General features: G+C 54.7%; 8 protein-coding genes. 1 reads left to right on the top strand and 7 read right to left on the bottom strand.

Features of this window, described 5'->3' with window-relative positions:
* Positions 1-62: 62 nt before the first annotated feature.
* The 7 genes from ACZOWY_RS07480 to mscL form a co-directional block, all read right to left on the bottom strand.
* A complete protein-coding gene (locus tag ACZOWY_RS07480; protein WP_484394759.1) occupies positions 63-3794 on the bottom strand; it encodes a UvrD-helicase domain-containing protein in 3732 nt (1243 codons plus the stop codon).
* Positions 3787-6891 (bottom strand): PD-(D/E)XK nuclease family protein, encoded by a 3105-nt coding sequence (locus ACZOWY_RS07475; RefSeq protein ID WP_484394756.1) that lies wholly within the window; start codon positions 6889-6891, stop codon positions 3787-3789. Before ACZOWY_RS07475 ends, ACZOWY_RS07480 begins: the two co-directional genes overlap by 8 nt.
* 18 nt (positions 6892-6909) lie before the next feature.
* Positions 6910-8499 (bottom strand): AsmA family protein, encoded by a 1590-nt coding sequence (locus tag ACZOWY_RS07470; protein ID WP_484394754.1) that lies wholly within the window; start codon positions 8497-8499, stop codon positions 6910-6912.
* A 22-nt stretch (positions 8500-8521) separates the two neighbouring features.
* The gene (locus ACZOWY_RS07465) at positions 8522-9847 is read right to left on the bottom strand and encodes a replication-associated recombination protein A (RefSeq protein WP_484394751.1); all 1326 of its coding nucleotides are present in this window, start codon (positions 9845-9847) and stop codon (positions 8522-8524) included.
* A 183-nt stretch (positions 9848-10030) separates the two neighbouring features.
* Positions 10031-10864 (bottom strand): MetQ/NlpA family ABC transporter substrate-binding protein, encoded by an 834-nt coding sequence (locus ACZOWY_RS07460; protein ID WP_484394746.1) that lies wholly within the window; start codon positions 10862-10864, stop codon positions 10031-10033.
* 192 nt (positions 10865-11056) lie between these two features.
* Positions 11057-12352, bottom strand: coding sequence for a GDSL-type esterase/lipase family protein (locus tag ACZOWY_RS07455; RefSeq protein WP_484394742.1), 1296 nt, complete (start codon positions 12350-12352; stop codon positions 11057-11059).
* A gap of 16 nt (positions 12353-12368) precedes the next feature.
* A complete protein-coding gene (mscL, locus tag ACZOWY_RS07450) occupies positions 12369-12803 on the bottom strand; it encodes a large conductance mechanosensitive channel protein MscL (RefSeq protein ID WP_484394739.1) in 435 nt (144 codons plus the stop codon).
* 333 nt (positions 12804-13136) lie between these two features.
* Here mscL and ACZOWY_RS07445 point away from each other — a divergent pair, with 333 nt between their 5' ends.
* On the top strand, positions 13137-14507 hold the full coding sequence (locus ACZOWY_RS07445; RefSeq protein ID WP_484394736.1) for a sodium-dependent transporter: 1371 nt from the start codon (positions 13137-13139) through the stop codon (positions 14505-14507).
* Positions 14508-14613: the final 106 nt, after the last annotated feature.

Raw genomic sequence — 14613 nt, 5'->3', positions numbered from 1 at the left:
TGATCCGTTTCATCTCAAAACAAAAACTGTATGGGTCTCTATATTGTATTGTACCACATTTTTTATATTTTGCACATATACGCGAAGGGGCAGCCGGCACAGTGTTCCGGCTTACAGGGAAAGTCCTCTTCCCTTTTCTTTTCCGCGATCTCCCTGCAGACTGCTGTGATCTCCTGCCGGTAATCCCTGTCAGGCAGCACCCGTTCGCTCAGGTCCCGCAGATAATGCAGGGATGCTTTTTTGACCCGGACAGACGGTTTCCCCCGCAACCGCAGCAGGTGTTCCAGCGCCATTTTGTAAAGTGCCAGTTGCCAGGCGTACCCGGACGGCATACCTGCTTCGCCGGGCATGGTTCCGGGCGGCTTTCCGGATTTATAATCAATGATCTCCAGCTGTCCGTCTTCCCGTTCCGCGATGGCATCGATGACCCCGGTGACCGTATAGGTAAAGCAGTCATCCTGAAGCAGGGGCAGCCGGAATTTATATTCCGCAAATGTCTGCCGCGAAGCGAAGGACTGGTACAGGCCGGATTGCAGGTATGCCTGCAGCATGGCTTCCGCCTCTGCGGCCAGGTCGGACCGGCCCCCGGCCACTTCCTGCAGTTCGCGGGCGTACAGTTCCTGCCATACCTGTCCGTCTTCCCGGTACTGGTGTCCCATCCGCCATTTGGCATACTTCTCCAGTACACGGTGCACCAGGGTTCCCAGCACGTCCGCCGGTAAGGAAGTCCCCGCTTCCCGGGACGGTTCTGCCTGCTGTGCGACGGGCAGCAGTTCTGCCGTTGATCCTTCCCTGGACGGTTCTGCCATCACATACGCCTGCGTTCCGGTTTGCGGCGTCCTCTGTTCTGCCGCCACAAGTTCCTCATGCAGCGGTGCCTCCGGCAGCAGTCCCTCCATTGACGGTATGTTTTCAATGACCCCGTAATAATAGCGGCGGGGGCAGAGTGCGTATTCTTTCAGGGAGGTAGCCGAAAACTCCGTCATCGTCTTTCCGCCGGCGGAGTCCAGCGGTGCAACCTGCGCCAGCAGTTCGGCCAGATCCGTTTTCGAAATGGGTGCGGCCTGCGCCAGCGGTCCGGCCAGATCCGTTACCGAAACGGGTGCGGCCTGCGCCAGCAGTCCGGCCAAATTCGTTTCCGAAACGGGCGCAGCCTGTGCAGAAGCCGGCACCGGTTCCCCTGCCGCCGGTGTGTCTTTTTCGCTGACATGGCGTACCAGCCCGGCGTACTCCTCCGGCAGTTTCTGGTCAAGCCAGTTCAGCCAGTGGATTGCCTTTGATTTATTCGCTGTTGCTTTAAGGCATCCGGTCAGGATGAGCCGGTCCCTGGCCCGGGTCATGGCCACATAAAGCAGGCGGGCTTTTTCTTCCCTGTTTTTCTCTTTATTTGTGTCTTTGATCGTACGTAACAGCGGAGCGGCCACCAGGTCTCCCCCGTCATTGCGCACACTGATTCCCAGCCCCAGGGACGGGTGCCACACAGCCTGGGATGTATCGTTCGGGGTGGTTGTATCCAGGAACGGCACGGCCACCACCGGGAATTCCAGTCCCTTGGCCTTGTGTACCGTCATCAGCTGTACCGCGCCTTCCGTCGCTGCAGTGGCGGCTGATTCCCGGTCTTTTTCTTCAGCCAGCTGCCGGAGCCGCAGGGTAAAGTCCGGTACGGAGCCTTTCTTCTGCACCGTAAAATCACGGGCCATCTGGAATAACTTGCGCAGGTTCGCCAGCTGTTCTTCCCCGTTATCCTGCAGGGCCAGCACCGTTTCCGGATGCAGCAGCCCGGCGATCTTCCGGCAGAAATCCGGCAGGTTCAGGACAGCGGCTGCTACCGGCAGACTGTCCAGCAGCGATACCGCCCGGGCCAGCGCCTTCGCTTCGGTTGTCTCAGGCTGATAGCCAGCCTGTTTTTCAGGCTGGTCACCTTCCCGCTCCCCGGGCTGATCGTCAGCCTCTGGCTTAGGCTGTTCTCCGTCCCGCTCCCCGGGCTGACAGACGCTCCGAAGGAACTCCCACAAGGAGACCTTATTGTCTTTTTTTGCGTTATATTCCCCTAATGCGATGTGCATGCGCGTCAGTGCCGCGTCATCGATCCCCATGTACACGGAACGGAGCACTGCTGACAGATTCAGATCGTCATGAGGATCCACGGCAAAGGCAAACAGGTTCATCAGGTCACGGATCTCCGTCCGTTCAAAGAAGCCCCGTCCGTCGGTCACCGTGTAAGGAACCGAACGTTGCTGCAGCGCTTCGGTGATCATCGAGATATGGGTCATTTTCTGCAGCAGGACAGCCATATCTTCCCAGGCCGTCCCTTCCCGGTGCAGTGCAGACAGGCGGTCTGCCAGCCACCGGACCTCCTGCTGCCGGGCTTCCTCCAGAGGAACCCCATCCTCATAGTGCTGCACAAAAAATTCCGGTATGCTGTTGCTTTCCCGATGGGGCTGCAGGGCTTCGTAATACACATCTTTTGCCGTATCGTTTCCCATGATGCCGGGGAACAGGTCGTTGCAAAGCTGCAGCACCGGCTCCACGGTGCGGAAATTGTCATCCAGCCGGATCAGTTCGCCGCCGGTCGCCACGATCTCGTTGCGCACTCTGGCAAAGACGCTTACGTCGGCGCCGCGGAACCGGTAGATGGACTGTTTGGCATCCCCTACCACGAACAGACGCCTGTCCTGCAGCTGATCCCTGTTTCCGCCGCACAGCAGATACACCAGCTGGCGCTGCCGTTCATTGGTGTCCTGGAACTCATCCACCAGGATGTACCGGAACTGCTTTCTGCATTTTTCCAGCACCTCCGGGTGCTGCTCCAGCAGGGCCAGGGCCTTCTCTTCCAGATCGTCAAAGGAAAGAAAGCCCGCCGCCTGCAGTTTTGCAGCAAGGAATTCACGCATCTGCAGCAGATAGGTTTCCCAGGCGGACGCCAGCAGTCGTGCCCTGATGCAGAGCGGATAGGAAACAATCCGTTCCAGGGCGTTTTTGACTGCACCGATGTCCTCCTTGTTTTTTCCGTTTCGCTTCAGCCCTTTGGCAATACCCAGGAGATATTCCTGATTTTCCGGTTTGGGGATGTCTGTCAAAGCGTTTTGTATATCTGCGATACAGTTCTCCAGGACCTGCCTGTTGCCCGATGAGCAGGCCGCCGGGAAGTCAGGGGTCAGCAGGGTTCGAAGCCAGGCCACGTCCTGCTGTAATGCGTTCAGTTCTTCCTCATAAGCAGCCGTCAGGTCCCCTTCGGAAAAGGATATCCCTTTCTCCAGAAGGGCAATGGTCTGCTGCTGCAGGCTGCTGCTTCCGTATTCGTCGCAGAGCTGTACCGCGGCCGGGTCCTTTTCCTTTAGCAGTCGGCGAAGCCGGTTCCGCACTTCCGTCACCAGAAATTCGGTGTGATCACGCTCCTCCATCACCGCAAAGGCCGGATCCAGATCACTTTCCACCGGGTTTGCCCGCAGCAGGCTGCTGCAAAAGCTGTGTATCGTACCGATCTGGGCATGCGTCAGATCCTTCATCTGCTGCTGCCAGTAGGCCCGGTGTTCCCCTTCTGCCAGCGTTTCCATCTCCTGCCGGATCCGGTCCCGCATTTCAGACGCCGCCTTACGGGTAAAGGTCACCGCCAGGATCTCCCGGGGCAGTACCCGGTCTGCGGGCCGTTGGATTCCCCGACCCAGGATATACAGGATACGCTGCACCAGCACCCGCGTCTTGCCGCTGCCGGCCCCTGCCGAAACGGCTACATTTTTATCGATACAGTGAACCGCCCGGTCCTGGGACGGTGTCAACGTAAATTCAGCCATTGGACTCCTCCTCGTCCAGGTTCCCTGCCAGAAGACGGAAACGACACACCTCCGCCCCGGGGCAGTTGTTTGCGCAACGCGGCGACGGCGTCGGCCGGAAATCGCCCTGCTCCATACGTTCCAGCAGACCGCCCAGCACTTGCCGCATCGCAGCCTGCAGGTCCGTACTGTCCGTAACAGCGGGTACGGTTTCATCGGTTCCTTCTGTTTTCGTAAATGTTTCCCAGGGAACGGGTTCACTCTTAACAGCCGGAAAGACAAAGCTCTTCTGGCGTTCCCCAGTCTTCAGGGAATAATACCCGCCGCCGGCTGTCCTGGCTTTTGTGATGCCGGTTTTGTCCTTCTGGTTTTGCGTTTCCAGGAGCCGTTCTGCCGCCAGCAGATACAGGGGCAGCTGCAGGTCCGTATCCATAAACGCTTTGTTCTCAGGGGGTTTGCCGCTTTTATAGTCCGTAATAAAATATGCGTCCCCGGCCCGGTCGATCCGGTCGATTTTCCCGTTCAGGTAAACGGTGCGGCCGCCAACCGGAAATGGCATTTCGTCTTTTTCGCCGTGACCGAATTCCCGTTCCGTGCAAACGGGCCGCCATTGGCCCTGTTCGCTGTAAGAGATCTCGGTACGCAGCCAGCGATGCAGCAAAAGCCGAAGCAGTTCCTTATCATGCTGCCAGAATTCCCCGGGGTAGATCTTCCCTTGTTCCGCAAATTGCTGACAGGTCCTGTCAAAGATTTCGTCCAGTTCCTGCTGCAGTTCATCATAGTGAGATTCCTGCAGTTTCTCTTCCAGATGCTTTCCGATAAACAGTTCCAGCACCTTATGCAGCAGGCTGCCGCGTCTTCCGGGATCTATATCTTCCCCCGCTTCCTCTGCTTCCTTCTGTTGCCAGACATAAGTGACCAGAAATTTAAAGGGACAGTTACGGTAAGCCTGCAGTTTGGACGCGCTGAACCGGTTCCCGATCTGACGGCTGACCTGCTGCAGCAGATCGGTATCTGCCAGGTTCCCGTTCCAGTCCGGTTTATCCTGCTTCCGTTTCCGGTCACTGCCGGCCGGACCGGCAAGCCCCGGCTCCATCTGCTCCAGCGTGTTCTGCTGCCCGGCCCGGGCCAGCGCCAGTTCCAGTTCCTCACGGGAGAGACTGTCTCCCACAGCGTTTTCCGCCTTCTTCACCTGAACCGGCAGGTCCGTAAACAGGGACCGGATCTCCCCGATGTAAGGGGATGCGTTATGTTCCCCGTCGGTATAAAAGGTCAGTACCAGGCGTTCTGTGGCCGAAGCGCAGGCGTTCATAAAGAAATGGATATCCTCCCGGTAGCCGTCTGCCGAGGAAGGAAGCTGAATCCCCAGCGCCGCCAGGTCTGCCCGCTCCCGGTCACTGTATATCCAGTTTTCGTCTTTATAGTACGGGAATTCCTGTTCCCGCAGGCCCATGACATACACCTGTTTAAACGAGGCGTTCTCCAGATCGACTGCAGACAGCACTGCGATCCCTTCCCTGTTTTCCGGCTGCAGCGAAAGAGATATCTTGCCCGCCGCTTCCGCCAGTTCTTCTGCGAACTGAGCGCAGCCCGTTTTCCGGCTGGCGTACCGGGATAGCCGGTAGTCCTGCGTCAGTTTCCGCAACAGGGAATCGATCTCCCTGCAGGCGCAGGCCAGATTTTTAACACCGTCCAGCCCTGTTTTTCCCTCCCGGTACAGCCGCCCCGCTCTGGCAGGCAGTTCCGTCAGGGAGAGAAGGTGTTCCGTAATCTCGCAGTATTCCTGCACGGTTGCTGCAGCCGGAACCGTTTCTGTTTCCTGCCACAGTGTCCGTAACGCGTCACATTGCGTCTGCTGCAGCACGTCCGCCAGGTAATTTCTGTAATCTGTATAATATTTTTTTTCGAATAATCCTGCCGCCGTTTCGGTCCGCAGCCCCAGAACGATCTTCTGCAGGGGCTGCGTGAGAAAGGCGTTCCAGCTCTCAGCCTTTTCCCTTCCGTGAAGCGGTACGGTTGCCAGCAGCGCCGTAACATAACGGAAGACAGGATTGGCCGCCAGGGCCGCGCTGCCTTCCATCTGTACCGGGATCCCGTATTCATCACATAATTCCCGTATGCCGCTGTAGTCTTCCAGACGGCGCACCACCACGGCGATGTCTGCCGGTCTTGCCGTCTCGTCCCGCAGTTGCTGTTTTATGGCGCGCAGCACGGCCCGCATCTCTTCCGTGCGGCCGGGCATCTGCCAGATTTCCAGTCCCGTACCCGCAGGCACAGTCTTCTTGTCCGGGTTGCGCAGGTTCCGCACAAGATGCTGCAGGGATTCCGGTCTTCCCGGCGCCACAGCAAACGAAACACGCTCCGGTACGGCATACTGCATCAGCGCGCCGTAGGTGTACTCTGCCGCCCCGTACAGTTCGGGCCGGCCGGGTTCATAGGGCAGCGCGATCCATACGTCGCAGAGCTGGCTGAGCAGCCGGATGATCACCAGCTGCAGCGCGTCAAACTGATAGAACCCTGTAACATATAATGCATCCCACGCTACGGTACTGCCCTCTTTCACAATCTCGGACAGCTTTTCCGCGGCCATACGGTACAGTCCCGCCACATCAGACACATCGTTATTGATCAGATACGTCAGGTATTCCCTGTAAATTTCCGCAACTTCCCTGTCTTTCTGCCGGTACAGGGCGGTGCGTCCGTCCCAATGGGCAAAGGCCGTTTCAATTTCTTCCGGTGTAGCGCCGCAGCTTCCGATCTGGTCCATCAGCGCTGTCACCGACTGGATGAAGCCCTTTTTATCAGCCAGCCGGCCAAAGTAAGGCAGCTTCCCTTCCAGCAGCAGCCGGTCCAAAATCTCCTGCAGGATCAGTTCCTGGGTCTTCCGGCTGATCTTACGGAACGAAAATCTGTCGGGCTCTCCTGCACTGCGCTGTTCCAGCACAGCGTTGGCCAGGGTGTCAAAGTTCAGAGCCCGGATTCCCTGCATCCGGGCTTCCTGTACCAGCGTTTCCGAAGAGGCCACTAATATTGCTTTTTCAAATTCCTGCTGCAGCGCTTTTTGATAAAAGAGATCCGAAGCGGTACTGCCTGCAGGCACACATAATAAATGCAGCATGGTCCACCTGTCCTAAATTCAGGATCTGTCTCCCTTTTCCTGTTTCTCCCGCTTTTCCTGTCTGGCCCGGTTATCCTGTTTTGATTGGGTATCCTGCCCGTCCCGGGTATCTTGTCTGGCTAGGTTATCTTGTTTGCCCTGGGTATCTTGTCTGGTCTGGGCGTCCTGCTTGGCTTCCCGTAACGTGGTCACTTCACCGGAATCCGGATCGGTCAGAATAATTTTTCCCAGATGCAGTTTTCCTTTTATGATACTGAAGGCGTCGGTGCTGACTCTCCCGAACGGCATGTCAATCACTGCGTTATAAATGAACAGTTCCTTAAACCGGTTGGTAAAACGGCCCTCCAGGCTGTTAAACGGTATCAGGCTGTAATGTCCCTTCCCGGATTTAAAATCCCCGTATGCCAGAATGTCACGGGGATTCCCGTTGCATCGCAGCATGATGTTCAGGTCCACCGGACAGGAGAAACTCATATCACGCAACGCCTGCCGGCTGTCCAGTTTCGTTCCTTTCCCGTAAATGTTATACTTGCGGCTGTCGATATCATAATCGCCTCGGGCTGACAGATTTCCTCCAAAAACCTTCGCATGTACATCCGTGAAGCGGAACAGCCCGTCGGAGTAATTCACATCGCCGATTACATCCGTAAAGCGCAGGGCCGGGATGTTCAGTTCTTTCATCTTTACGGTACCCAGCCCTTTCGGTCCGGTAACGGGACCTTCGATCCGGGACACGACCGTCATCAGGTCGTGTACGTTCATGCCAAAGCCCAGAGAAGACGGATCCACATCCCGTATAGAAACGTCGATATCCAGCTCAGGAGTAGCCTGTTTAAAATTAATGGTGCCGTAGGTGGTCATGCCCCCTCCCTGCATGGTTCCGCCGAATTTGCCGGTTGACAGGTCAATATGGGACATCCCGGTCGTATTTAATCCCAGTTTCATGTTAACATTATTCAAAACATAGTGACGTTTCCGGTAACGGGCTTCCAGCCGGCAATCCTCTAACACGATTACTGTCAGCAGTCTCCGGTCGCCCAGATCGAAATTGACACCGTCTTCATCGTATTCGTAGTCGTGGTCCTCAATCCATTCCGGTCCCGGATCCTGTTCCGTCTCCTGCCCTGTTTTCTGCTCCGTTTCCGACTTCGTCTTCTGCTCCGTTTCCGGCTTCGGAAGACTTAAATCTCCCGGCTTCTGATCCAGAAAATCCACCTGCATATTCTCGTTAAAGCGTAAGGAGATTACGGCGTTTTTCAGCGTCAGATGCGCAATGGAAGTTGCTTTAAAATTACGGGTGATAACGTCCCAGAGTCGCACGCTGAAACTGCCTTCGGGAATCTGAAGGACCGTATCCCCGTCAGGTTCTTTCCATACTAAATTCTCAAAATCTACATCCCCGTTCATATGGGCCATGAGTGATTCAACCGTTATGGTTCCGCGCAGCATGGTCTGTTTTTCCATTTCCCGGTTAAAGATGAAGGCTGCGCCACGTTTGGCAAACTGCATCAGACCCAGCACAACAAGGATACTGACGATGATGACTGCAGCAGCGGCCGAAATACTGATTTTGTACTGTTTTAAAAAGCGTTTCCCCGGAAATTTCATAATAATAAACGATCCCTTCTGCTCAGATCTTTGCCCCGTGCTGCCGTTTCCATTCTTTGATCTGCCGCAGCCGTTCTTTGTAACGGGCTTCAAACCCTTCTTCCGTAGGACGGTAATAGGTTTTCCCCAGCAGCGAATCCGGCAGGCACTGCATGTTCGTCAGTTTTTCTTCCGTATCGTGGGCGTACTGATAGCCTTTTCCGTAATTCAGTTCTTTCATCAGCTTTGTCGGTGCGTTGCGTATCACCAGGGGCACCGGTTCCGCAATCATGTTCAGGGCATCCACCCGGGCTGTGTTGTAGGCCACTTCCATGGCATTGGACTTGGGCGCCAGAGCCATGTATACGACGGCTTCCGTCAGGTGCACCGTGCATTCCGGCATGCCGATGAAATGACAGGCCTGATAGGCCGCCACCGCAATTTCCAACGCCTTCGGATCCGCCATGCCCACATCCTCGCTGGCAAACCGGGTCACCCGGCGGGCCACATACAGGGGATCTTCCCCCGCCTCCAGCATCCGGGCCAGCCAGTACACGGCGGCGTCCGGGTCGGAGTTGCGCATGCTCTTGTGCAGCGCGGAGATCAGATTGTAGTGTTCTTCCCCGTTTTTATCGTATAGCAGTGATTTTTTGGAGATGCACTGCTCCAGAATCTCTTTGGTTACAACCATCGTCCCGCCTTTTACATCCCCGTTCAGCACCACCATTTCCAGGGTGGAAAGAGCCGAACGGGCATCCCCGTTGGCAAAATTGGCGATGAGTCCCAGCAGGTCATCGGAAATTTCAATCGACTGCCCACCAAAGCCTTTGGGGCTCTGCAGGGCATGCCGCAGCATTTTCATCAGGTCTTCCGCAGACAGGGGCTGCAGCACAAATACACGGCAGCGGGACAGCAGAGCCCCGTTGACCTCAAAGGACGGGTTTTCCGTGGTGGCGCCGATGAGGATGATGCTGCCTTTTTCAACAAAGGGCAGAAAGGCATCCTGCTGGGCTTTGTTGAACCGGTGTATTTCGTCTACGAACACAATGGTCCGCTGCCCGATCTGGCGGTTCTTTTCCGCTTTTTCCATGACGGTGCGGATCTCTTTGATCCCGCTTGTCACAGCAGAAAAATTAATAAATACCGACTGCGTCATCCGGGCGATGATCTGGGCCAGTGTGGTCTTCCCCACGCCAGGAGGTCCCCAAAAGATCATGGAGGAGATCCGGTCCTGCTCGATCATACGGCGCAGTACCCGGCCCCTGCCCAGCAGATGTTCCTGTCCCACGTATTCTTCTATTGTTTCCGGCCGCAGACGGGCTGCCAGCGGCTGGCTCACCAAATCGTCAAAAATGCCTGCCTGTTCCATACCTGCTACCTCGTATGTCCGGTAATTTCTAAAACAACTGTTCGTGTTTATTGTATCACAAGTCAGTAAAAAAGAAAAGTGAACATATTGTAAAAAACAAAACAGGACAGTTACGAATCATACATTCGAAACCGCCCTGCTATGTAAGCTGTTTTCAGGATTTAACGGTCCCGCAAATCCGTATCAGAATGCAGGAACTACCGCGCCTTTGTATTTGTCTTCAATGAACTTCTTCACTTCCGGGGTCTTCAGCGCTTTCGCCAGTTTAACCAGTTCCGGGCGCTTCTCGTCACCGGTACGTACCGCGATCACGTTGGCGTACGGGGAATCTTTTTCAATGAACAGGGAATCCTTCACCGGGTTCAGCTTGGCTTCCATGGCAAAGTTGGAATTGATGACTGCCAGATCGGTGTCATCCATGGCCCGGGGCAGCGTAGCGCTTTCCACTTCGATGATCTTCAGGTTCTTGGGATTGGCTGCCAGATCGTTAGGCGTTGCGGTGATGCCTTTGCCGTCTTTCAGTTTCAGCAGGCCCGCTGCTTCCAGCAGCATCAGGCTGCGCCCGCCGTTGGTGGGGTCGTTGGGGATGGCGACCTTGGCGCCGTCAGGCAGGGATTTGAGATCTTTATACTTTTTGGAGTAGCAGCCCATGGGTTCGATATGGATCTTATCCAGTACGGTCAGTTTCAGATTGCGTTCCTGGCAGGTCTTTTCCAGGAAAGGAACATGCTGGAAGAAGTTGGCGTCCAGTTCTTTATCGGAAAGGGACAGGTTCGGTTTTACATAATCCGTAAACTCGATGACCTGTAAGTCCACGCCTTCTTTCGCCAGCTGCGGTTTAACAAAGTTCAGCAGTTCCGCATGGGGCACCGGGGTGGCGCCAACCTTCAGCACTACCTTTTTACCTGCATCCTTGGGCGCGTCCACAGCTGCCTTTTTGCCGCCGTCGCCGCCACAGCCCAGCATCAGCATGGATGCCATTGCCACTGTCAGAATACCATAAATAAATTTCTTCATACTTTCCACTCCTTCAACAAAAAATGCTATCGTCTGTGATGTAAATGATACGCATCCGACAAAACCATCTTAAAAGTCTTTTTCCCTTTTGTCAAGTCCGGGAAATACCGGATAATCCTTTGCACGCTAAGGAACCGTTCATAAATGAACCGGGCAGCACGCCGGCCTGCGCCTTCCTGCACCTTATTGTCTTCAGTTCCATCCCAATATAGTACGGACCTGCTCCAGCAGATAGCGGGCGATCTTTTCATGCCCGCTTGCCAGGGGATGCACCCCGTCCAGAAAGTCCGACCGGTCCAGCAGCTGTCCCTGCTCATTCAGATCGATAAAATAGATCTTTGTGTCGCCTTCCGCCCGCAGCTCTTCTACCGCGCCGCTCATGCCGGGGGTCGCGCGCCGGCTGGTAACGATGTTGGCCGGTGTTGTGCAGAAGATAACAGAATCGGGGCGGAATTTCCGCAACTTCAGAAGCAGGTTTTTGTACTGTTTTTTAAAATAAACATCCGACGGGCTGTTCACTATATCATTAAAATCATTTTCCCCGTAGGCCAGAATGACGAGATCAGGGGCATCCATCCGGTTGTCCCAACGGGGTTCCATCTGTGTGTAAAAGGCCTGCTCGATCTGGGCTTCCGCGTGTTTTGCAGTATACGGATATTTTTCTTCATTATTCCGTACCGCGCCTTCCCCGGAAGAAGCCACGCAGCTCCAGTCCGCGTCCAGCATCCGGGCCAGCCGGGGACCGAATGCCAGATACCCGCTTTCCCGTTCGAAGTAATCACCGTCCGGATAAATAAAGGCTCCCGCTGCCACAGAGTCCCCGATGATCTCAATACTTCTGCGCCGGGGGACCTCCACCAGCGGCGTATCGCCATGCTTCGTATCCGTTTTGCCTGCGGCCTTTACGTTTTTATCTGCAGCGGTTCCCGTTTCGTTTTTTGCCTTGCCCTTCTTGCCGGTTGCTTTTTCGTTTCTATCTGCAGCGGTTTCCGTTTCGTTTGCCGCTGGTTCCTTTTTGCGGGCAGACTGTGCTGTTCCTTCTGCCTCCGGTTCCTTTTCCCCCGCAAAGTTAAAACCGCACAAAATGGTAACGCCCCGCATGCCTTCCGTCTCCCGGATCATGGTCAGCGTATGTTTTCCATACGGCAGGCCCTGATATAAAATATTCAGGCCCATTTGCGGTTTAAAACGGGTCATCGGCCCGTCATCCAGTTTTTTCAGCCACCATACATCGCCCTGTGAATCGCTGAACATCTGCGCCTGCACGCCCGTCCCCTCAAATTCCACAGAAGCAATGACGGCGCCCCGGCCTGCATACAGGTTGCCGTTATCGTCGGGGATCCAGCGCCCCATGGTCTTGACCCGGGGACTGTTTGCCGGTACAAGGGCAGCCGCGGCAGAACCACAAAAAACCAGCCCTGCTGCAAGCAGGGCCAGCACCGTATGAATCCAAATTCTATTTTTTCTGTACTCCTGTATCAAAGCCACTGTACATCGATCCTCATCAGTCTAACTGGCTGGTGCAATGCGGGCAGCGGGTCGCATCGTCCGCGATCTCGCTCTTGCAGTACGGGCAGGTACGGGCCGGAGCCGGTTCTTCCGCCGGTTTGCGCATACGGTTGATCTGTTTGATCACCACAAATACAGCAAAGGCAACCAGCAGGAAATCAATGACCGTGTTAATGAAAGAGCCGTAAGCAATGACCGCGGCGCCGGCTTTCTTTGCTTCTGCCAGCGTTGCGTAATTTTTATCGGTCAGGTTGATGAACAGGTTGGAAAAATCCACATCGCCGACCAGTTTGCCTAACGGGGGCATAACGATATCATTCACGAAGGATGTAACGATTTTGCCAAAAGCGCCGCCGATTACAACGCCAACTGCCATGTCTACCACATTACCGCGTACCGCAAACTCTTTAAATTCACTGCAAAAACTCATTTCAATTCCTCCTTAGATTTCAGATAACCAGTTTGAAAATGCACTGTTTATTAGCGTAACTTCGTTAAAAATTTATAGAAATCATCTACAAATTTCTACATTTTATTAAACCACAACAGCGTACATTAGTCAATAAATACCTTGCGTTGCAGGGGCATATCCGTTTTCTGTTACTGTCGGCCCGGAGCCTGACGGAAAACGCAAAGCAGGAAATTTTTATACTGTTTTGAAGATAGTATTTACTTTTCTTGTCACGACTTGCTATAATAAGATAATAAAATTAATGAAAAAAGACAGAAAACAGTGAAATATTTCTTAAGAGGAGACATCATTATGGAAAGAGGAACATTTTCAACCCGTCTGGGCTTCATTCTTGTATCGGCAGGCTGCGCCATCGGTTTAGGTAATGTCTGGCGGTTTCCTTTTATCACCGGCAAATACGGAGGCGCTTCCTTCGTACTCATATACCTGTTTTTCCTGGCGATTCTGGGCCTGCCCATCATGGTGGCCGAGTTCGCCGTAGGCCGCGCCAGCCAGCGCAGCGCCTCCCTGTCTTTCGACATACTGGAACCGAAAGGCACGAAATGGCATCTGTATAAGTACGGCTGTATTTTAGGCAACGCCATGCTGATGATGTATTACACCACTATCACCGGCTGGATGTTCTATTATCTGTATAAAATGGTGACAGGCGCCTTCGTGGGCATGGCCGCCAAAGATATCGGCGGCGTACTGGGCGGGCTGGTTTCCAATCCCGCCACCATGACCGGTTACATGGCCCTCACCGTCATCCTGGGCTTCGGCGTCTGCTATCTGGGTGTTGAGGCCGGTGTGGAACGGATCACCAAGTTCATGATGACCTGCCTGCTGTTTCTCATGATTGCCCTGGCAATCCATTCCGTGATGCTGCCAGGCGGGGAAAGCGGCCTTTCCTATTTCCTGCAGCCTGACTTCAGCCGCCTTACCAAATACAGTGCCAACGAAGTCATCTTTGCCGCCATGGGCCAGGCGTTCTTCACGTTAAGCCTTGGAATCGGGGCTCTGGCCATTTTCGGCAGCTACATCGGCAAGGAAAAACGTCTCACCGGCGAAGCCATCTACGTCATCCTGCTGGATACTTTTGTGGCCATCATGAGCGGCCTCATTATCTTCCCGGCCTGCTCGGCCTTTAACGTAGACCCGGGCGCCGGCCCCAACCTGCTGTTCATCACCCTGCCCAACGTATTCAACCACATGGCAGGCGGCCAGTTCTGGGGCACCCTGTTCTTCCTGTTCATGACCTTCGCCGCCATGTCCACCGTTATTGCGGTATTTGAAAACCTGATTGCCTGCATCTGCGATCTGACAGGCTGGGAACGCAAGAGCGTCATTAAGATGGGCACCGTGGCCATCATCGTATTGTCGCTTCCCTGTATCTTCGGTTTCAACATCTGGAGCAGCTTCCAGCCGCTGGGCAAAGGCACCGGTGTGCTGGACCTGGAAGATTTCGTGGTCAGCAACAACCTGCTTCCCTTAGGCAGCCTGATCTACCTGGCCTTCTGCACCAGCCGTTACGGGTGGGGCTGGGATAACTTTATCAAAGAGGCAGACACGGGCAAAGGCGTCGCCTTCCCCAAGTGGCTGCGCTTCTACCTGACCTACATCCTCCCGCTGATCGTACTGTACATCTTCGTGAACGGGTACATCGCGATTTTCGGGCACTGATAAACGTTTCCTCCCAATAAGTAATTTGAAATCAAAAAGATACCGCAAAACCGGGGACGGTTACTATTCCATGGATTCATTCGTCTGTGGCTTCGAAACTCGAGGC

This window comes from Succiniclasticum sp. (assembly GCF_056977735.1).
The sequence above is the reverse complement of the archived record's forward strand: the minus strand, read 5'-3'. Positions and strand labels throughout refer to the sequence as shown.